This window comes from Pseudomonas sp. Rh2 (assembly GCF_040762985.1).
In the GTDB taxonomy this organism is placed as follows: domain Bacteria; phylum Pseudomonadota; class Gammaproteobacteria; order Pseudomonadales; family Pseudomonadaceae; genus Aquipseudomonas; species Aquipseudomonas taiwanensis.
This window is the reverse complement of the sequence record NZ_CP142890.1, coordinates 297384-315406: the sequence shown is the minus strand read 5'-3', so window position 1 is coordinate 315406 and position 18023 is coordinate 297384. Positions and strand designations below refer to the sequence as shown.

The following is an 18023-nucleotide window of genomic DNA, read 5'->3' as shown; positions in this document are numbered from 1 at the left end:
TCGCGATGCGCCGCGCGGGCGGCGCTCGATGGTGACGGCGCTGAACAACGCCAGACGGACCACTCGAATTCACCGGGCCAAGGCAATAATCGCCGCCCACTGCTCATCGGTCACGGGCATCACCGACAGCCGCGTGCCCTTCTGCACCAACGGCAACGCCTCCAATGCACTCTGCTGCTTGAGCAAGCCCAGCCCCAGCACCTGGCTGAACGTTTTTACGTGCGCCACGTCCACTGCGCTCCAGGGGTTCTTATCGGTAGTGGCCTTTGCGTCGAAATAGTGGCTTATCGGATCCAGCGCAGTCGGGTCCGGGTAAGCTGCGTTGACGACTCTGGCAATGCCGGCGATTCCCGGCTGCGGGCAGCTGGAATGGTAGAAAAAGAACTCGTCTCCGACACTCATGGCGCGCATGAAATTACGTGCCTGGTAGTTGCGCACACCATCCCAGCGCGCTTCCCCCAGCCGGCCCAGGCCTTCGATCGAGAGCTCGTCGGGCTCGGATTTCATCAGCCAATAGGCCATGGATGCTGCTCCTGAAAAAGTTTGAAATAACCTGTTGCATGAAACCGACAGTCGGTTGGCGTCAACGTTTGCGTGTCGACTCAGGTTGTCGGAAAATGCGCCGATTTTAACGCTAGACGCTCCGGCGACACCAAGAAGGTCGCCGAGCCTGACCATTGCCTAGGGGGGCAATTTTCGATGAACCAACGTAAACCAGATCTGCTTTGGATCCTGGTATTCATCTTTGGACTTGGCGTGGTCACCACCGGTTATGCGCAGGGTATCTGGGAGCGCAAGCTCGATGCCGCTTACCAGGCGCCAGTCGACGCCGGCCAGCAGCAGCGCTGATTCCCCCGCTGGCGCCGATCAGTTCGGCGCCATGTACCAGCCGCGGTCCGAGACCGTGCCTTGTAGCGGTACATCCCAGCTGGCCTGAGCCAGTCGCTCCACTTTCTGGCACTCATGGGCCAGCCCCAGCAGCAGTGGCTTTTTCCAGGTTTGACGACGAGCCTGGTAGGCGAGGCTGCGATCATAGAAACCGCCGCCCATGCCTAGGCGTCCGCCGACCTCATCGAACCCCACCAGTGGCAGCAGGATCAGATCCAGCGACCAGATCGGACGCTGACGCTTGCGGTCGGTGACCGGTTCTGGAATGCGAAACCGATTGCGTTTGAGTTTTTCGCCGTGCTCGAAGCGTTGGAACACCATGCGCGTGCGCGGCCAGGCGTGCAGCACTGGCAGGTAGGTGCGCTTGCCACGACGCTGGGCTTCGCGCAGTAGCAACTGCGGGTCGATTTCGCCATCGTTGGGCAGGTATAGGGCAATGTGCCGGGCACGGCGGAACAGCGGGTGCTGCGCCAGTTGGCGATACAGGCCACGTGCGGCTCGATGTTGCTGTGCCGGCGTCAGGGCGCGGCGGGCATCGCGAAGCAGGCGACGAAGCTGGGGGCGGGTGAGCGGCGCGGTGTCGGTCATGGCACGGGCGTTCCCAGGTGTGCTGGCCGACTGGGCCGGCCAAAACGAATTGCCCGCCAGAGGAGGCGGGCAAGCGAATTCAGGCTCCCCGATAAGACCGCTATCGGTGTAGCCCTTGAACCCGAAAGTTCAAGGTGGAGATTGCAGGGGGCGTTAAGGCTTTCCGTCGGGCGGACATGCACACCGGCCCCAGCGTGCAACCCCCGTGGTTGTGCGTATCGGCTCAGGGACATAACCGACTGGCGCATCCCCCAGGGAGTGGCGCCAGTATACCAATCTCAGCCGATTTTGGTATCCGCGTCGTCGGACAGCGCTTGGTCGACCCGTTCCAGCAGGTCGCGTACCTGTTCACGGGTAGTGCCTGTGCTGGCCGTTTCCGGGGTGTCCTGGCGGTGCAGCAGCTCGTGGGTGATGTTAAGGGCCGCCATGACGGCGATGCGGTCGGCACCGATGACCTTGCCGCTGCTGCGGATCTCGCGCATCTTGCTGTCCAGATAGCGTGCGGCGCTGACCAGGTTGTTGCGTTCTTCCGGAGGGCAGATGATCGAGTACTCCTTGTCGAGGATCTGCACGGTAACGCTATTGCTTGAACTCATGAGTCTTGCTCCAGGGCCTTCAGGCGTAAAATCATCGACTCGATCTTGCGCTTGGCGATTTCGTTCTTTTCGATGAGGTGGGCGCGTTCCTCGCGCCAGGATTTTTCCTGAGCAATTAGGAGTGCATTTTGCCGTTTAAGTTGCTCGACACGTTCGATCAGCAACTCGAACCGGCTCATCAGCGCTTGCAGGTCTTTCTCTTGCATGGGTTGCACTCGATTCGCTCCGTCGTTGACTCACCTGGCGATGATGCCTCTCCCTGGGCAATGGCGGCCAGTGCCGATGGTCTTGGCGCGCCTGCCGGTGCTAGGATACAAGGTCTTCATTCTAGTCATTGCGCCGCCTGGCGCCTAGCTGCCCATGCCTAATACTCAATCGCCTTACACCGCTTTCGCCTCGCTGCTTTCGAGCAACGGTCACCCTGTATCTCCCGCCGAACTGCATGGTCTGCTGATCGGCCGCAGCTGCGCTGGCGCGGGCTTCGACCCCGAAGCCTGGCTGGCCGATGCCGCAGGCGCGCTGGAAAGCGAGCCCGCGGACTCCGTGCGCAATGCCTTGGTTGGCCTGCAGGAAATGGTCAAGGCCGAACTCACTGGCGAGGACATCGCCATCGTCCTGCTGCTGCCAGGCGACGAAGCCCCGCTGACCGAGCGCGCCACCGCGCTGGGCCAATGGTGCCAAGGTTTCATTACCGGCTTTGGTCTGAACGCTGGCGGCAAGGACCTGTCCACCGATGCGAAAGAGGTCCTGCAGGACCTGGTCGCCATTTCTCAAGTCCAGGAAGCCTTGGAAGAGTCCGAGGATGGCGAAAGCGACTACATGGAAGTGATGGAGTATCTGCGTGTCGCGCCGCTGCTGCTCTATACGGAGCTGGCCGCACCCGCCGCACCCGCACCCAAGCCATCGCTGCACTGATTCGATCACCCTGGGGGGAAGTCTTGTCCATGAGCCACATACCCAAGGCCGAGTATGCCCGTCGGCGCAAGGCGCTGATGGCGCAGATGGTTCCCAACAGCATCGCCATCCTGCCTGCCGCTGCAGTCGCCATTCGCAACCGCGACGTCGAGCATGTGTACCGCCAGGACAGCGACTTCCAGTACCTCAGCGGCTTCCCCGAGCCTGAAGCCGTGATTGCGCTCATTCCTGGGCGCGAGCACGGTGAGTACGTGTTGTTCTGCCGTGAGCGCAACCCCGAGCGTGAGCAGTGGGACGGTGTGCGGGCCGGCCAGGAAGGGGCGATTCGCGACTTTGCAGCCGATGACGCCTTTCCGATCACCGACATCGACGAGATCCTCCCGGGCCTGATCGAAGGGCGCGAGCGGGTGTACAGCGCCATGGGCAGTAACCCCGAGTTCGATCGCCGGCTCATGGACTGGATCAACGTGATCCGTTCCAAGGCCCGTCTGGGCGCCCAGCCACCGAACGAGTTCGTTGCGCTGGATCATCTGCTGCATGACATGCGCCTGTATAAATCGGCGGCGGAGGTGAAGGTCATGCGTGCTGCCGCGCAAATCTCCGCGCGCGCCCATGTGCGGGCCATGCAGGTCTGCCGGGCGGGGCTGCACGAGTACAGCCTGGAAGCCGAGTTGGATTACGAATTCCGCAAAGGTGGCGCCAAAATGCCGGCCTACGGCTCGATCGTCGCGGCCGGGCGCAATGGCTGCATTCTGCATTACCAGCAAAATGACGCCCTGCTCAAGGATGGCGACCTGGTGCTGATCGACGCTGGCTGTGAGATCGACTGCTATGCCAGCGACATTACCCGCACCTTCCCGGTCAGTGGACGCTTTTCCCCCGAGCAGAAGGCGATCTACGAACTGGTGCTCAAGGCCCAGGAGGCCGCGTTCGCCGAGATCGCTCCGGGCAAGCACTGGAATCACGCCCACGAGGCGACCGTGCGGGTCATCACCGAGGGCCTGGTGGAACTGGGGCTGCTCAAGGGCCAGGTGCAGGCGTTGATCGAAAGCGAGGCCTATCGCGCCTTCTACATGCACCGAGCCGGACATTGGCTGGGCATGGATGTGCACGATGTAGGCGAGTACAAGGTCGGTGGCCAGTGGCGGGTGCTCGAGCCCGGCATGGCGCTTACGGTAGAGCCAGGTATCTACATTGCTGCCGACAATCAGACGGTGGCGAAGAAGTGGCGTGGCATTGGTGTGCGAATCGAGGACGATGTAGTGGTGACCAGGCAGGGCTGTGAAATTCTGACGTCGGATGTGCCCAAGACAGTCGCTGAAATCGAGGCACTGATGGCGGCCGCGCGCAGGGATGCAGCATGAGCCGGGTCAACCTGGCGATCATCGGCGGCGGCCTCGTCGGTGCAAGCCTGGCCTTGGCCCTGCAGGCAGGTGCCAAGGCACGAGGCTGGAAGATTCTGCTGATCGAGCCGTTTGCCCCGGGTGATAGCTTCCAGCCCAGTTATGACGCACGTTCATCCGCGCTGTCGTTTGGTACCCAACAGATCTACCATCACCTGGGCCTGTGGCCGACCATCAGCCGACGTGCCGAACCCATCCTGCAGATCCAGGTCTCCGACCGTGGACGCTTTGGCGCAACACGCCTGGATGCTTCGCAAGAAGGTGTGCCGGCACTGGGCTACGTGGTGGAGAACGCCTGGCTTGGCCAGTGCCTGTGGCAAGGGTTGGACAGCGAGGTGGTGAGCTGGCGCTGTCCGGCGGAGGTCCGGTCGATGCAGGCCATCGACGGTGGATACCGATTGCGACTGGACGATGACACCAGCCTGGAATGCGACCTGGCGATTCTGGCCGACGGCGGCCGCTCGGGTCTGCGTGAGCAATTGGGCATCCATGTGCGTCGCAGGCCCTACGAACAAAGTGCACTGATCGCCAATATCACACCGGGTGAGGCCCATCGCGGGCAAGCCTTCGAGCGTTTCACCGAACAAGGTCCGATGGCCCTGCTGCCATTGCCGGACAATCGCTGCGCGCTCGTCTGGACCCGCCAGGGAATGGACGCCCAGCGCCTGGCGGATATCAACGAGCGCCATTTCCTGCGTGAGCTGCAGGACGCCTTTGGCTATCGCCTCGGCGCCCTGCGTCAGGTGGGCGCGCGGCACCTTTATCCGCTGGCGCTGGTGGAGGCCGAGGAACAGGTGCGACCGCACCTGGTGGTACTGGGCAATGCTGCGCACAGCCTGCACCCGATAGCCGGCCAGGGCTTCAACCTTTCATTGCGCGATGTGCAGGCACTGACCGACGCGCTGTTGGCTGGCCCGCAACATCCGGGCGACCTTGCGACACTGCAGGCCTATCACCAGCGCCAGCGACTCGACCAGGCGCTGACCATCGGCTTTTCCGACCAGGTGACCCGCCTGTTCGGCAGCAGCCAGCCATTGCTGGCGGCAGGGCGAAACATCGGATTGCTCGGGCTTGACCTGCTGCCGCCGGCGAAAAGTTGGTTCGCGCGCCAGGCCATGGGCCTGGGCACCCGCCCTGACGCGCGGGGCCAGGCATGAGCGATTCACGCCGCCTGGCTCGCCGGGCTCGCATGCTGCGTTGGTTGCTGAACCTGTACCCTCCCTACCTCGGCGCCGGTATCCGCGTGCAGCACATCAGCCCGGACATGCGCAGCGCCAAGGTCCGCATGAAACTGACCCGCTGGAACCGCAACTACGTCGGTACCCAGTTCGGTGGCAGTCTGTACTCGATGGTCGATCCGTTCTACATGTTGCTGCTGATCGAACAGCTGGGCCGCGAGTACATCGTCTGGGACAAGGCTGCCAGCATCGACTTCATCGCCCCGGGCAAAGGACCGGTGTACGCCGAGTTCCACCTCGACGATGCGTTGCTGGACGACATTCGCCAGCAAACCGCTTCCGGCAAGAAGTACCTGCCGCGTTTGCAGGTGGATGTACGCGATGGCGCCGGCGAGCTGGTGGCGCGGGTCGATAAAACCCTATACGTGCGGCTCAAGCCGCAAGCGAGGCAGGCGTAAAGCATGGAAATGCGCGCAGATGTACTGATTGTCGGTGCCGGTATGGTCGGTAGCGCCCTGGCCCTGGCCTTGCGCCACAGTGGCCTGGATATTCTCCTGCTCGACGGCAGCCCGCTGTCGGTCAAACCCTTCGATGCCCAGGCGCCGTTCGAGCCCAGGGTGAGCGCCTTGTCCGCAGCGAGCCAGCGAATTCTGGAGCGCCTGGGGGCCTGGGAAGGCATCGCTGGGCGACGCGTCTCGCCCTATTCGGACATGCAGGTCTGGGACGGAAGCGGCACCGGCCAGATTCATTTCTCGGCGGCCAGCGTGCATGCCCAGGTACTTGGCCACATCGTCGAGAACCGGGTGGTGCAGGATGGGTTGCTGGAGCGCCTGCACGACAGCGATATCGGCCTCTTGCCCAATGCACGCCTGGAGCAGCTGCGCCGCTCCGGTGACGAGTGGCTGCTGACCTTGGCCGACGGTCGCAGCCTGCGAGCTCCTCTGGTGGTGGCCGCCGACGGCGCCAATTCGGCGGTGAGACGCCTGGCGGGTTGCCAGACCCGTGAATGGGATTACCTGCACCACGCTATCGTGACCAGTGTGCGCTGCAGCGCGGCGCATCGAGCCACCGCCTGGCAGCGTTTTACCGACGAGGGGCCGCTGGCGTTTCTGCCTTTATCGCGCGATGGCAACCAGCAGTGGTGCTCGATCGTATGGTCGACCACGCCTGAACAAGCCGAGCAGATCATGGCGTTGGAGGACGACGCCTTCCGCAGGGCGCTGCAGGAAGCCTTCGAGGGGCGACTGGGCGATGTGCTGGAGGCCGACCCGCGTGTTTGCGTGCCGCTGCGCCAACGCCATGCCAAGCGCTACGTGGATGAAGGCCTGGTGCTGATTGGCGATGCCGCGCACACCATTCATCCGTTGGCCGGGCAGGGCGTCAACCTGGGGTTTCTCGACGCCGCCGTGCTGGCCGAGGTGTTGGTTAATGCCTGTGAGCGTGGTGAGCGGTTGGCGGATGTGAAGGTGCTGAGCCGATACGAGCGCCGGCGTATGCCGCACAACCTGGCGCTGATGGCGGCCATGGAGGGCTTCGAGCGGCTGTTCCAGGCCAATCCGCTGCCGTTGCGCTGGCTGCGTAACACCGGCTTGAAGCTGGTGGAGCAGATGCCGGAGGCCAAGGCGGTGTTCGTGCGCCAGGCGTTGGGCTTGAGTGGGGATCTGCCTGAGTTGGCCAAGGCCTGATGCGTGGGTGCCGCTTGGCGGCCTCATTGCCGGCAAGCCGGCTTCTGGTGGTGCTGGGGCTTTGCAACATCCGGTAACGGCTCCGAGGATGAGCTGCAAAATGGGATTCACTACCATTTGCACCTCTCATACCATTCGAGGAGTGCTTTTCATGTTGCCACGCAAGCCCCTACTGGCCGTTCTGGCCTTGACCCTGCTGGGCGGCACTGCCCAGGCAGCGGACGAAGTGGTGGTGTACTCCTCGCGCATCGACGAGCTGATCAAGCCAGTTTTCGACGCCTATACCGCCAAGACCGGCACCCAGATCAAGTTCATCACCGACAAGGAAGCCCCGCTGATGCAGCGCATCAAGGCCGAGGGCGAGAATGGTGTGGCCGACCTGCTGCTTACCGTCGATGCCGGCAACCTGTGGCAAGCCGAGCAGATGGGCATCCTGCAGCCGATCAAGTCGGACATCATCGACAAGAACATCCCCCCGCAGTATCGCGCGTCGTCCCATGACTGGACCGGCCTGAGCCTGCGTGCGCGGACCATCATCTACTCCACCGAGCGGGTCAAGCCTGAAGAGTTGAGCACCTACGAAGCTCTGGCCGACAAGCAGTGGGAAGGCCGCCTGTGCCTGCGGACGGCGAAGAAGGTCTATAACCAGTCGCTGACCGCCACGATGATCGAGACACACGGTGAGGCCAAGACCGAGCAAATCATCAAAGGCTGGGTCAATAACCTGTCCACGGACGTGTTCTCCGACGACAACGCGGTGATCCAGGCCATCGCGGCAGGCCAGTGCGATGTGGGGGTGGTCAACACCTACTACTACGGGCGTCTGCACAATCAGAATCCACAACTGCCGGTGAAGATCTTCTGGCCAAACCAGGGCGACCGAGGCGTGCACGTCAATCTCTCGGGTATCGGCCTGACCAAGCATGCGCCGCATCCTGAAGCGGCGAAGAAGCTGGTCGAGTGGATGACCGGCGAGCAAGCGCAAAAGCTGTTCGCCGATATCAACCAGGAATTCCCGGCCAACCCAAAGGTCAAGCCATCGGACGAGGTGGCGGCCTGGGGTAGCTTCAAGGCCGACAGCATTCCGGTTGAAGTCGCCGGCAAGCGCCAGGCCGAAGCGATTCGCTTGATGGACCGGGCTGGCTGGAACTAAGCCCCAGGCCTTATCCTTTCGGGGGCCTGCGAAGGCCCTTTCGCGGGTGAACCCGCTCCCCCAGGTATTTCGCCGTCATCAAGAGCGGCGCCGCACCCTGTGGGAGGGGGTTTACCCGCGAATGACCCCAAAGCGGTCGCAATTCAGCCTCAGAGACAGTCAACTTGCCGCACACGCCCCAACGCCGTTGGTACCTCCCGGTCTTGATGACCGCCGCCCTGGTGCTCTTGCCCCTGAGCGTGCTGTTGCTGTCGTGGCAGTCGATCGACCCGCAAATATGGTCGCACCTGCTCGATACCCAGATGAGCCGCTTGCTGGGCAACACGGCCACCCTGGTACTCGGGGTCGGCGTCGGGGTCACCGTGTTAGGCGTCAGCCTGGCCTGGCTCACCAGCCTCTGTGAATTCCCCGGCCGACGCTGGCTGGACTGGGCGTTGATGCTGCCATTCGCCATTCCGGCGTATGTGCTGGCCTTCGTCTTCGTCGGCCTGCTGGATTTCTCCGGCCCGGTGCAGACTGCCCTGCGCGAAATGTTTGGGCCGATGCGCTTGCCCCGTGTGCGCTCCACGGGCGGGGTGATCGTCGTGCTGGTGCTGGTGTTCTACCCCTACGTCTACCTGCTGGCGCGCACGGCGTTCCTCGCCCAGGGCAAGGGCCTGATGGAAGCGGCGCGGGTGCTGGGGCTGTCGCCGCTGCAAGCGTTCTGGCGGGTCGCGTTGCCAATGGCCCGACCCGCCATCGGTGCGGGTATTGCCTTGGCGTTGATGGAGACACTGGCCGACTTCGGCGCAGTTGCGGTATTCAACTTCGACACCTTCACCACGGCCATCTACAAGACCTGGTACGGTTTCTTCAGCCTCTCCAGCGCGGCGCAGTTGGCCAGCCTGCTGCTGCTGGCGGTGATGCTGGTGCTGTATGGCGAGCGTCGTGCCCGGGGTGCCAGTCACCATGGCAACGAGCGGCCACGAGGGCGGGCGCTTTACCATTTACGCGGCGGCAAGGCGCTGCTGGCCAGTGGCTGGTGCCTGCTCGTATTCGCCTGTGCCTTCGTCATTCCGCTGCTGCAATTGCTGGCGTGGTTCTGGCAGCGCGGGCGGTATGACCTGGATGAGCGATACGTCAGCCTGGTACTGCACACCCTGTATCTGGGCGCCATGGCGGCGCTGATCACCGTTGGCGTGGCGTTGGTGCTGGCCTTTGCCCGACGTCAGGCGCCGACGCACGTCATCCGTGCTGGCGTGAGCCTGGCCAACGTGGGTTACGCGTTGCCGGGGTCGGTGTTGGCGGTGTCCATCATGCTGGCCTTCAGCTATCTGGATAACCAGTTGGTGGTGCCGCTGTCCCAGTGGCTGGGGGGCGCAGGCAAGCCACTGTTGCTGGGCAGCCTGGCGGCGCTGCTGCTGGCGTATCTGGTGCGTTTCATCGCAGTGGCTTACGGCCCCTTGGAAAGCAGCCTGGAGCGTATCCGGCCTTCGCTGCCGGAGGCATCGCGCAGCCTGGGTGTCGGTGGCGCGAGATTGTTTTGCAAGGTGTATCTGCCATTACTGGTTCCAGGTGCTCTCAGCGCGGCCTTGCTGGTATTTGTCGATGTGCTCAAGGAAATGCCGGCAACCTTGCTGATGCGTCCTTTCGGCTGGGATACGTTGGCGGTGCGGGTGTTCGAGATGACCAGCGAAGGGGAGTGGGCGCGTGCTTCGTTACCCGCGCTGACCCTTGTGCTGGTTGGGCTGCTACCGGTCATCGGCTTGATCCGCCGTTCGGCCAGACGTCCCGGTCACAGTCAGTAAGGATGCCAGCCCGCGCCCTTGCGGCTACAATGCGCGGCATTCGCAGCGGCGGGTCCTATAACAAGAGTTGACGACCAAACGTCATCGCCCGCTGCCGCTTCGCCAAGCCCGGAAGGAGAAACCCATGGGACAGCGCACGCCTTTGTATGACCTGCACCTGGCGCTCGGCGCCAAGACGGTCGATTTCGGCGGTTGGGATATGCCCCTGCACTATGGCTCGCAAGTCGAAGAGCACCACCAGGTGCGTAGCGACTGCGGGGTTTTCGACGTGTCCCACATGACCGTCATCGACATCGATGGCAGTGCCGCCACGCCTTGGCTGCAACAGCTGCTGGCCAACGATGTCGCTCGCCTGGACAGCCCCGGCAAAGCCCTGTACAGCCCGCTGTTGAACCACGCAGGCGGGGTCATCGATGACCTGATCGTCTATCGCACCGAGGACGGCTACCGCCTGGTGACCAATGCCGCGACCCGAGCCAGCGTGCTGTCCTGGCTGACGACACGCAGCGCGGGTTTCGAGGTGGGTGTGGATGAGCGTTCCGACCTGGCCATCCTTGCCATTCAGGGCCCCCACGCCCGCGAGAAGGTCGCCGCGCTGGTCAGTGCCTCGCGTGCCGCGCTGATCCGCGAATTGCGCCCGTTCGAAGGCATGGCCGAAGGTGACTGGTTCATCGCCCGAACCGGTTACACCGGTGAAGACGGCCTCGAGATCATCTTGCCCGGTCATCAGGCCCCTGCATTCTTCAACGACCTGGTCGGTGCCGGCATCGCCCCCAGCGGCCTTGGCGCCCGCGATACCCTGCGACTGGAAGCCGGCATGAACCTGTACGGCCAGGACATCGACGAAAACCACACGCCGCTCACCTCCAACCTGGGCTGGAGCATTGCCTGGGAACCTGCCGAGCGCGACTTCATTGGCCGCACTGCGCTGCAGGACGAGATCAAGAGTGGCGTGAAGGAAAAACTGGTTGGGCTGGTGCTCGAAGAACGTGGCGTGTTGCGTGCCCATCAGGTGGTACGTGTCGCTGGCATTGGCGAAGGAGAGATCACCAGTGGTAGTTTCTCGCCTACGCTGAGCAAGTCCATCGCCTTGGCGCGCGTGCCCATGGCCACTGGCGACCGCGCCGAAGTCGAAATTCGCGGCAAGTGGTACCCGGTGCGTGTGGTAAAACCCACTTTCGTGCGCCACGGCAAGATTCTGATCTGAACAATCAACGGCGGACCGACCGCTGAGCCAATCGAGGAATACAAGACATGAGCAATATCCCCGCCGACCTGCGTTATGCCGAAAGCCATGAATGGGCACGCCTGGAAACTGACGGGACCGTCACCGTGGGCATCAGCGATCACGCCCAGGCAGCCCTGGGTGATGTGGTGTTCGTAGAGCTGGCGGAAGTTGGCAAGGTGTTCGCTGCTGGCGACGCTGCCGGCGTTGTGGAGTCGGTCAAGGCCGCTTCCGACATCTACGCCCCGGTCGGTGGCGAAGTCATCGCCGTCAACGAAGAACTGGCCGACAGCCCCGAGCTGCTCAACGAAAAACCTTACGAGTCGTGGATCTTCAAGCTCAAGCCAAGCGACACGTCCGGGCTGGACAAGCTGCTGGATGCCGCCGGCTACAAGGCTGCCATCGGCGAGTAATCGCCTGGTCGCTGGCTCCTGCAGCAGGCACCCTCCTGCAGGAGCCCGGTACTGCAACCCCAAGAATTCCCGCAGAATCGGCAATCCTTCCTAGACTTATAAGTCTCCATGAGGCCTGGTCTAGGAAGAGAGCGTCGTCATGTCCCAGTCGCCATCCCTGCATCAACTGCAAGAGCTCAACCCTTTCCTGCGTCGCCACCTGGGGCCTGATGCCTCGGAGCAGCAGGCCATGCTCACCACGTTGGGCGTTGCCAGCCGCAGTGAGCTGATCGAGCAGACTGTCCCCCCTGGAATCCGACTGAACCGTCCGCTCGACCTTCCGCCGGCTCTGGATGAACAGGCTGCACTGGCCAAGCTCGCTGGCTATGCCGAGCAGAACCAGGTATGGACCAGTCTGATCGGCATGGGCTATCACGGCACGGTCACGCCGACGGTGATCCTGCGAAACGTGTTGGAGAACCCCGGCTGGTACACCGCCTACACGCCCTATCAGCCGGAAATCGCCCAAGGCCGGCTGGAGGCGCTGTTGAACTTCCAGCAGATGATCATCGACCTGACCGGGCTGGCCCTGGCCAATGCGTCGTTGCTCGACGAGGCCACCGCTGCCGCCGAAGCCATGGCCTTGGCCAAGCGTGTGGCGCGCAGCAAGAGCAACGCGTTCTTCGCTGATGAGCATTGCCACCCGCAAACCCTCTCGGTGCTGAAAACCCGCGCCGAAGGGTTTGGCTTCGAGCTGATCGTGGACTGCGTGGATAACCTCGCCAAGCACTCGGTATTCGGCGCGCTGCTGCAATACCCGGATACCCACGGCGAGGTGCGCGACTTGCGTCCGCTGGTCGACCAGCTCCACAGCCAGCAGGCATTGGCCTGTGTAGCGGCCGACCTGTTGAGCCTGGTGGTGCTGGCACCGCCCGGCGAGTGGGGTGCGGACGTAGTGCTGGGTTCGACCCAGCGCTTTGGCGTGCCCATGGGCTACGGCGGCCCCCATGCGGCCTATTTCGCCTGCCGCGATGATTACAAGCGCGCCATGCCGGGGCGCATCATCGGTGTCTCCCGCGATGCCCGCGGCAACACCGCGCTGCGCATGGCGCTGCAGACCCGCGAGCAGCACATTCGCCGTGAGAAGGCCAACTCCAACATCTGCACGGCCCAGGTGCTGCTGGCCAACATCGCCGGTTTCTATGCCGTCTACCACGGCCCGGAAGGCCTGCAGCGCATCGCCCAGCGGGTCCATCGGTTGACGTTTATCCTGGCAGCAGGGCTTGAGGCCAAGGGTATAAAGCGCCTCAACCAGCATTTCTTCGACACCCTTACACTGGATGTCGGTGGCGCCCAGGCCGCGATCATCGAAAGTGCCGAACATGCCCGGATCAACCTGCGAATTCTTGGACGCGGGCACCTGGGCGTGAGCCTGGACGAGACCTGCAACGAAGCGACGGTACTGCGGCTGTTCGACATCTTCCTCGGTGTGGACCATGGCCTGGACATCGCTGAACTCGACAAGCATGCCTTGCCCGAGGGTATTCCCGCCGCGTTGGTGCGGCGCACGCCATTGCTCGCTCACCCGGTGTTCAACCTGCACCACAGCGAGACCGAGATGTTGCGTTACCTCAAGCACCTGGAGAACAAGGACCTGGCGCTGAACCAGTCGATGATCCCGCTCGGCTCATGCACCATGAAGCTCAACGCCACCAGCGAGATGATTCCCATCACCTGGCCGGGCTTTGCCAACATCCACCCCTTCGCGCCGGCCGCCCAGGTGACGGGCTACAAGGCGATGATCGACGAGCTGGAGGCTTGGTTGTGCGCCATTACCGGCTTCGACGCCATCTGCATGCAGCCCAACTCGGGCGCCCAGGGTGAATATGCCGGGCTCATGGCCATCACCCGATATCATCACAGCCGTCATCAGCCCCACCGCACCTTGTGCCTGATACCCTCATCGGCCCACGGCACCAACCCGGCTTCGGCGCAGATGGCGGGGATGGAGGTGGTGATCGTCGAATGCGATGACGAGGGCAACGTCGACCTCGACGACCTCAAGGCCAAAGCCCGAGCGGCTGGCGACCGGCTGTCCTGCCTGATGATCACCTACCCGTCCACCCATGGGGTGTACGAGGAGGGTATTCGCGAGATTTGCGACGTGATCCACCAGCACGGCGGCCAGGTGTACATGGATGGCGCCAACCTCAATGCCCAGGTTGGCCTGACCAGGCCGGCGGACATCGGCGCAGACGTTTCGCACATGAACCTGCACAAGACGTTTTGCATCCCCCACGGCGGGGGTGGCCCAGGCATGGGGCCAATTGGGATTCGCGCCCACCTCAAGCCGTTCGTCGCCAGCCACCCGGTAGTGCCGGTGCCTGGGCTGGACCCGAACAACAGCGCGGTCAGCGCCGCGCCGTGGGGCAGCGCGAGCATCTTGCCGATCAGCTGGATGTACATCGCCATGATGGGCCCGCAGCTGGCTGACGCCAGCGAGGTGGCGATCCTCTCGGCGAACTATTTGGCCAGCCAGCTGAGTGGCGCGTTCCCCGTGCTGTATCGCGGCCGCAACCAGCGGGTGGCGCACGAATGCATTCTCGACCTGCGCCCGCTCAAGGCGCAGACCGGCATCACCGAGGAAGACGTGGCCAAGCGCCTGATGGACTACGGTTTCCATGCCCCGACCATGTCGTTCCCGGTGCCTGGCACGTTGATGGTGGAGCCGACCGAAAGCGAGTCGAAGGCGGAGCTGGATCGCTTTGTCGATGCCATGCTGGCAATTCGCGCCGAGATCGGCGAGGTGCAGGAGGGTAATTGGCCGGCGGAGGACAACCCGCTCAAGCACGCGCCGCATACGCTGGCTGATGTCCTCGCACCGTGGAATCGGCCGTACAGCCTGGAGCAAGGCGTCGCCCCCAGTGGCCACGTTCGCCAGCACAAGTATTGGCCAGCGGTGAACCGGGTCGACAATGTCTATGGGGACAGGAATCTGTTCTGTGCGTGTGTGCCGGTGGAGGCCTACCGCTGAGAGAAGGGGCTGCGTTGCAGCCCCCCACGCTTACTCGGCTACTGCATTCTTGGCAAGAATGGCATTGGCCAGTTCCATGTCGCTGGCTTCAATCCCTGGGTTCTCGGTGCGTACCTGGTGCAGGGCTGCCTCCAGGAAAGGTCCGCGAATGGCGCCTTCACTGGCGACGAAGCTGCCGGCATCATCCTGTGCCGCCAATACCAGCTTGTGATCTCTGGACGTCAGGTAGCTCGACGCTGTGGTCGCACCTGTCGTCATGAGGTTACGCAAGAACTCATCGGCCATGGCGGAGCCAATCGGCAGCGACAGCAAGGCAGTAGCTGCGATGGCGGTTTTGAGACGCATGATGAAACACCTCAAAGGGTGGGGGTTGAAGATGCCCGCTTTGATCCTGCCGCACTGACGCAAGTTCCTTGAATACAAGGCTTTTTTTGCTCAGGTGCAGACCCTCAGGACCTCCTCGAGGCTGGTCAGACCCAGCGCCACTTTCGCTTCCCCGCAGCTTCGAAGATCCTTTAGTCCATCCTCCCTGGCCTGGTCACGCAATGCTGCAAGGTCGGTGCCCGGGCTTATCCGCGCGCGAAGCTCGTCGCTTGGGGTCAGCAGCTCGAAAAGACCGGTTCGGCCTTGGAAACCAGTGCCACGGCAGCGGCGGCATGGCTGGCCTTCTCCCATCGTCGGACGTCCATTGCACTCGTCGCACAAGGTGCGCACCAGACGCTGGGCCATGACGCCGATAAGGGTTGCCTTGATCAGGTAATCGGCGACGCCCAGCTCTTGCAGCCGAGTGATGGCGCTACAGGCGTCGTTGGTGTGTAACGTGGACAGCACCAGATGCCCGGTCAAGGCCGCCTGAACCGCCACCAGCGCCGTTTCGCGGTCGCGAATTTCACCGATCATGATGATATCCGGGTCCTGGCGCAGCAGGGCGCGGGCGCCGTTGGCGAAGCTCAGGTCAAGGCTTGGTTGGACTTGCAACTGGTTGAACGCAGGCTCCAGGCGCTCGACAGGGTCTTCGATGGTGCACAGGTTGACCTCGGGCGTGGCCAGCGACTTAAGGCTCGCGTACAGGGTGCTGGTCTTGCCGGAGCCGGTGGGTCCGGTGACCAGGATGATGCCCTGTCGTCGACGCAACAGTGCTTGCCACAGGGCAAGCTGTTCGCCTTCAAGACCCAGGCTGTCGAAGCGCTGATGCAATTGCTGCGGGTCGAACAGGCGCAGCACCAGTTTTTCGCCAAACGGGGTAGGGAGGGACGAAAGGCGCAGCTCGACTTCTTCGCCGCCAGGCAGACGGCTCTTAAGTCGACCATCCTGAGGCCGGCGTTTTTCCGCGACATCCATGCGCCCTAGGTGCTTGAGGCGGCTGACGACCGCCAGGGTCACGCCGGCAGGGAAGGCATAGACCGTGTGCAGCAGGCCGTCGATGCGGTAGCGCAGTCGGCCCTGGTCGCGGCGGGGCTCCAGGTGGATGTCACTGGCCCGTTGTTCGACGGCGTACTGCAGCAGCCAATCGACGATGTGCACGATATGGGCATCGTCAGCCGAGGCTTCGGCCTGGCGCTTGCCCAGCTCCAGCAACTGCTCCAGGTCGCCCAGGCTGGCCGATTGCTGATGCTGCGCGCCCTTTACCGAATGGGCCAGGCGAAAGAGCGACTGGCCTAGCTGGCGGAGTTGCACCGGGTTGGCCAGTACGCGGCGAATGGGTTTACCCAGGCTGCGCGCCAGGTCGGCCTGCCAACTGTCCTGAAAAGGTTGGGCGCTGGCGACGGTGACGCGCTGGGCATCGGCGTGCACGACCAGGATGCCATGGCGTTGAGCGAATGCTGGGGAAACCAGACCCGTGACCTGGGACAGGTCGAGCTGCATGGGGTCGATTTGCATGTAGGGCTGGCCGACCTTGTTCGCAAGCCATTGGCAGAGGCGGTCCAGATCAAGGCGTTGGCCTGGCTGCTGGCGATCTTGCAGGCCACAGGCGGCGATTTGTTCCAACGGATGGCGGGCGGGTTGGGTGGCGGCGTGCCTAAGCACCTGCAGGGTGTCGTTGGCGTGCAGGTGCTGGTCGGTGAGCAGGGCTTCGAGCACGCGCCTGAGGTCGAGTGCCGGATTGTCTTGGGTATGCATGGAGGCGTCCGTGCCTGATGGAGGTGCTGCTCAGGCTAGCCGGGCGGGGGGAGGTTGCCGAACATGAAGGGTTTCTGGATCTTGCAGGGCCTGTCACTGCCCGGTCATTGGCGAGACGGCGCTTACAGTGATCGTGACGACCTGACGAGCCACTGCTGGTTGGTCAGGCTCACCTCACCCACACACACCAGGTTACGCAGTTTTTGCGCTATCACCTCGGCCCGGTGCCAGCTCAGTCCACCGATGCCCACCTCGATATTCAACCAGTCATCCTGCTGGCTGACCTGCACGCTGTGTGGCGTGAGGAACTGCAGGGCAAACAGGTTGAGTACCCGGCACAGGCTGTCGGGTTCGGCCTCGGCCTGCAGGCGATAGTTGACGGTGCTGTGGGCGTTGTTGGCCGCCCAGACGTCGGTACGGGGCTGTGCGTTCATGCTGTTCTCCGCAAGAGTGGGAAGAATTCTTGCACGTTTCCAAAGGCATTTTTTCGCTATGATGGGTGGATTTCGCCGTTGAGGCGAATTGATCAATTCAAAAACCACTCTATGAGAGAATTAAAAATGCATGGCGAGCTGGACGCCTACGATCGACGCATTCTTGAGCTGCTGCAGGAGGACGCCTCGCTGTCCAGCGCACAGATCGCCGAGCGTGTCGGGCTTTCGCAATCGCCGTGCTGGCGTCGCATTCAGCGCCTGAAGGAGGAGGGGGTGATTCGGGGCCAGGTGACCTTGCTCGATCGCAAGAAAGTCGGGCTCAACACGCAGATTTTCGCCGAGGTGAAACTCAACGCTCACGGGCGCTCCAACTTTACCGAGTTCACCGAGGCGATTCGCGGCTTTCCGGAAGTGCTGGAGTGTTATGTGCTGATGGGGTCGGTGGACTTTCTGTTGCGCATCGTCACGCCGGACATCGAAGCCTACGAACGGTTTTTCTTCGAGAAGCTGTCGAATGTGCCGGGGATCCAGGAGGTCAATTCGATCGTGGCCTTGTCCGAGATCAAGTCCACGACCAGCCTGCCGCTGGCGCGTTGAGCGACTGCGATGATCCGCAAATCATCG

At 63.0% G+C, this 18023-nt stretch carries 19 protein-coding genes and 1 other RNA gene; 12 read left to right on the top strand and 8 right to left on the bottom strand.

What is annotated here, in order from left to right; genetic code table 11:
* Nucleotides 1–69: 69 nt before the first annotated feature.
* Complete coding sequence (locus tag VXM67_RS01450) at nt 70–522, bottom strand: EVE domain-containing protein (RefSeq protein WP_367237459.1); 453 nt, start codon at nt 520–522, stop codon at nt 70–72.
* A 177-nt stretch (nt 523–699) separates the two neighbouring features.
* Between VXM67_RS01450 and VXM67_RS01445 the strand changes: the two genes are divergently transcribed.
* The gene (locus VXM67_RS01445; RefSeq protein WP_023382971.1) at nt 700–849 is read left to right on the top strand and encodes a hypothetical protein; all 150 of its coding nucleotides are present in this window, start codon (nt 700–702) and stop codon (nt 847–849) included.
* 18 nt (nt 850–867) lie between these two features.
* Here VXM67_RS01445 and VXM67_RS01440 read toward each other — a convergent pair whose 3' ends face one another.
* The 4 genes from VXM67_RS01440 to VXM67_RS01425 all read right to left on the bottom strand — a co-directional run bounded on the left by VXM67_RS01440 (nt 868) and on the right by VXM67_RS01425 (nt 2278).
* On the bottom strand, nt 868–1476 hold the full coding sequence (locus VXM67_RS01440) for a 5-formyltetrahydrofolate cyclo-ligase (RefSeq protein ID WP_023382970.1): 609 nt from the start codon (nt 1474–1476) through the stop codon (nt 868–870).
* Between the two features lie 81 nt (nt 1477–1557).
* Nucleotides 1558–1737, bottom strand: a non-coding RNA gene (gene ssrS, locus VXM67_RS01435) — 6S RNA.
* Between the two features lie 17 nt (nt 1738–1754).
* Nucleotides 1755–2072, bottom strand: a complete 318-nt coding sequence (locus VXM67_RS01430) for a cell division protein ZapA (protein WP_023382969.1) — start codon at nt 2070–2072, stop codon at nt 1755–1757.
* Nucleotides 2069–2278: a TIGR02449 family protein gene (locus tag VXM67_RS01425; protein WP_023382968.1), complete on the bottom strand. Its 210-nt coding sequence runs from the start codon at nt 2276–2278 to the stop codon at nt 2069–2071. Before VXM67_RS01425 ends, VXM67_RS01430 begins: the two co-directional genes overlap by 4 nt.
* Before the next feature lie 154 nt (nt 2279–2432).
* Between VXM67_RS01425 and VXM67_RS01420 the strand changes: the two genes are divergently transcribed.
* The 10 genes from VXM67_RS01420 to gcvP all read left to right on the top strand — a co-directional run bounded on the left by VXM67_RS01420 (nt 2433) and on the right by gcvP (nt 14844).
* Nucleotides 2433–2987 (top strand): YecA family protein, encoded by a 555-nt coding sequence (locus tag VXM67_RS01420; RefSeq protein ID WP_023382967.1) that lies wholly within the window; start codon nt 2433–2435, stop codon nt 2985–2987.
* A gap of 29 nt (nt 2988–3016) precedes the next feature.
* Nucleotides 3017–4351, top strand: coding sequence for a Xaa-Pro aminopeptidase (gene pepP / locus VXM67_RS01415; RefSeq protein WP_023382966.1), 1335 nt, complete (start codon nt 3017–3019; stop codon nt 4349–4351).
* Nucleotides 4348–5547 (top strand): 2-octaprenyl-6-methoxyphenyl hydroxylase, encoded by a 1200-nt coding sequence (gene ubiH / locus VXM67_RS01410; RefSeq protein WP_023382965.1) that lies wholly within the window; start codon nt 4348–4350, stop codon nt 5545–5547. Before pepP ends, ubiH begins: the two co-directional genes overlap by 4 nt.
* Nucleotides 5544–6026 carry a DUF4442 domain-containing protein gene (locus tag VXM67_RS01405; protein ID WP_023382964.1) on the top strand — a complete coding sequence of 161 codons (483 nt, stop codon included), beginning with the start codon at nt 5544–5546 and terminating at the stop codon, nt 6024–6026. The genes ubiH and VXM67_RS01405 overlap by 4 nt, the downstream gene beginning before the upstream one ends.
* Before the next feature lie 9 nt (nt 6027–6035).
* Nucleotides 6036–7253, top strand: coding sequence for a 2-octaprenyl-3-methyl-6-methoxy-1,4-benzoquinol hydroxylase (locus tag VXM67_RS01400; protein WP_177325273.1), 1218 nt, complete (start codon nt 6036–6038; stop codon nt 7251–7253).
* Nucleotides 7254–7404: 151 nt separating this feature from the next.
* A complete protein-coding gene (locus VXM67_RS01395) occupies nt 7405–8406 on the top strand; it encodes an extracellular solute-binding protein (protein ID WP_027907209.1) in 1002 nt (333 codons plus the stop codon).
* A gap of 206 nt (nt 8407–8612) precedes the next feature.
* On the top strand, nt 8613–10193 hold the full coding sequence (locus VXM67_RS01390) for an iron ABC transporter permease (RefSeq protein ID WP_023382961.1): 1581 nt from the start codon (nt 8613–8615) through the stop codon (nt 10191–10193).
* 124 nt (nt 10194–10317) lie between these two features.
* Nucleotides 10318–11400, top strand: coding sequence for a glycine cleavage system aminomethyltransferase GcvT (gcvT, locus tag VXM67_RS01385; RefSeq protein WP_367237458.1), 1083 nt, complete (start codon nt 10318–10320; stop codon nt 11398–11400).
* Between the two features lie 47 nt (nt 11401–11447).
* Nucleotides 11448–11831 carry a glycine cleavage system protein GcvH gene (gene gcvH, locus VXM67_RS01380; protein WP_367237457.1) on the top strand — a complete coding sequence of 128 codons (384 nt, stop codon included), beginning with the start codon at nt 11448–11450 and terminating at the stop codon, nt 11829–11831.
* Between the two features lie 139 nt (nt 11832–11970).
* A complete protein-coding gene (gene gcvP / locus VXM67_RS01375) occupies nt 11971–14844 on the top strand; it encodes an aminomethyl-transferring glycine dehydrogenase (protein ID WP_023382958.1) in 2874 nt (957 codons plus the stop codon).
* Between the two features lie 30 nt (nt 14845–14874).
* Here gcvP and VXM67_RS01370 read toward each other — a convergent pair whose 3' ends face one another.
* The 3 genes from VXM67_RS01370 to VXM67_RS01360 form a co-directional block, all read right to left on the bottom strand.
* On the bottom strand, nt 14875–15189 hold the full coding sequence (locus VXM67_RS01370; protein ID WP_023382957.1) for a DUF2388 domain-containing protein: 315 nt from the start codon (nt 15187–15189) through the stop codon (nt 14875–14877).
* A gap of 90 nt (nt 15190–15279) precedes the next feature.
* Nucleotides 15280–16965, bottom strand: a complete 1686-nt coding sequence (locus tag VXM67_RS01365) for a GspE/PulE family protein (RefSeq protein ID WP_023382956.1) — start codon at nt 16963–16965, stop codon at nt 15280–15282.
* A gap of 122 nt (nt 16966–17087) precedes the next feature.
* Nucleotides 17088–17399, bottom strand: coding sequence for a hypothetical protein (locus VXM67_RS01360; protein WP_023382955.1), 312 nt, complete (start codon nt 17397–17399; stop codon nt 17088–17090).
* Nucleotides 17400–17525: 126 nt separating this feature from the next.
* Between VXM67_RS01360 and VXM67_RS01355 the strand changes: the two genes are divergently transcribed.
* The gene (locus VXM67_RS01355; RefSeq protein WP_023382954.1) at nt 17526–17996 is read left to right on the top strand and encodes an Lrp/AsnC family transcriptional regulator; all 471 of its coding nucleotides are present in this window, start codon (nt 17526–17528) and stop codon (nt 17994–17996) included.
* Nucleotides 17997–18023 lie beyond the last annotated feature (27 nt).

Excerpts from the sequence above, each read along its gene's own strand:
- VXM67_RS01450 (WP_367237459.1), bottom strand. The coding sequence starts at position 522 with ATGGCCTATTGGCTGATGAAATCCGAGCCCGACGAGCTCTCGATCGAA.
- VXM67_RS01445 (WP_023382971.1), top strand. The coding sequence starts at position 700 with ATGAACCAACGTAAACCAGATCTGCTTTGGATCCTGGTATTCATCTTT.
- VXM67_RS01440 (WP_023382970.1), bottom strand. The coding sequence starts at position 1,476 with ATGACCGACACCGCGCCGCTCACCCGCCCCCAGCTTCGTCGCCTGCTT.
- VXM67_RS01430 (WP_023382969.1), bottom strand. The coding sequence starts at position 2,072 with ATGAGTTCAAGCAATAGCGTTACCGTGCAGATCCTCGACAAGGAGTAC.
- VXM67_RS01425 (WP_023382968.1), bottom strand. The coding sequence starts at position 2,278 with ATGCAAGAGAAAGACCTGCAAGCGCTGATGAGCCGGTTCGAGTTGCTG.
- VXM67_RS01420 (WP_023382967.1), top strand. The coding sequence starts at position 2,433 with ATGCCTAATACTCAATCGCCTTACACCGCTTTCGCCTCGCTGCTTTCG.
- pepP (WP_023382966.1), top strand. The coding sequence starts at position 3,017 with ATGAGCCACATACCCAAGGCCGAGTATGCCCGTCGGCGCAAGGCGCTG.
- ubiH (WP_023382965.1), top strand. The coding sequence starts at position 4,348 with ATGAGCCGGGTCAACCTGGCGATCATCGGCGGCGGCCTCGTCGGTGCA.
- VXM67_RS01405 (WP_023382964.1), top strand. The coding sequence starts at position 5,544 with ATGAGCGATTCACGCCGCCTGGCTCGCCGGGCTCGCATGCTGCGTTGG.
- VXM67_RS01400 (WP_177325273.1), top strand. The coding sequence starts at position 6,036 with ATGCGCGCAGATGTACTGATTGTCGGTGCCGGTATGGTCGGTAGCGCC.
- VXM67_RS01395 (WP_027907209.1), top strand. The coding sequence starts at position 7,405 with ATGTTGCCACGCAAGCCCCTACTGGCCGTTCTGGCCTTGACCCTGCTG.
- VXM67_RS01390 (WP_023382961.1), top strand. The coding sequence starts at position 8,613 with ATGACCGCCGCCCTGGTGCTCTTGCCCCTGAGCGTGCTGTTGCTGTCG.
- gcvT (WP_367237458.1), top strand. The coding sequence starts at position 10,318 with ATGGGACAGCGCACGCCTTTGTATGACCTGCACCTGGCGCTCGGCGCC.
- gcvH (WP_367237457.1), top strand. The coding sequence starts at position 11,448 with ATGAGCAATATCCCCGCCGACCTGCGTTATGCCGAAAGCCATGAATGG.
- gcvP (WP_023382958.1), top strand. The coding sequence starts at position 11,971 with ATGTCCCAGTCGCCATCCCTGCATCAACTGCAAGAGCTCAACCCTTTC.
- VXM67_RS01370 (WP_023382957.1), bottom strand. The coding sequence starts at position 15,189 with ATGCGTCTCAAAACCGCCATCGCAGCTACTGCCTTGCTGTCGCTGCCG.
- VXM67_RS01365 (WP_023382956.1), bottom strand. The coding sequence starts at position 16,965 with ATGCATACCCAAGACAATCCGGCACTCGACCTCAGGCGCGTGCTCGAA.
- VXM67_RS01360 (WP_023382955.1), bottom strand. The coding sequence starts at position 17,399 with ATGAACGCACAGCCCCGTACCGACGTCTGGGCGGCCAACAACGCCCAC.
- VXM67_RS01355 (WP_023382954.1), top strand. The coding sequence starts at position 17,526 with ATGCATGGCGAGCTGGACGCCTACGATCGACGCATTCTTGAGCTGCTG.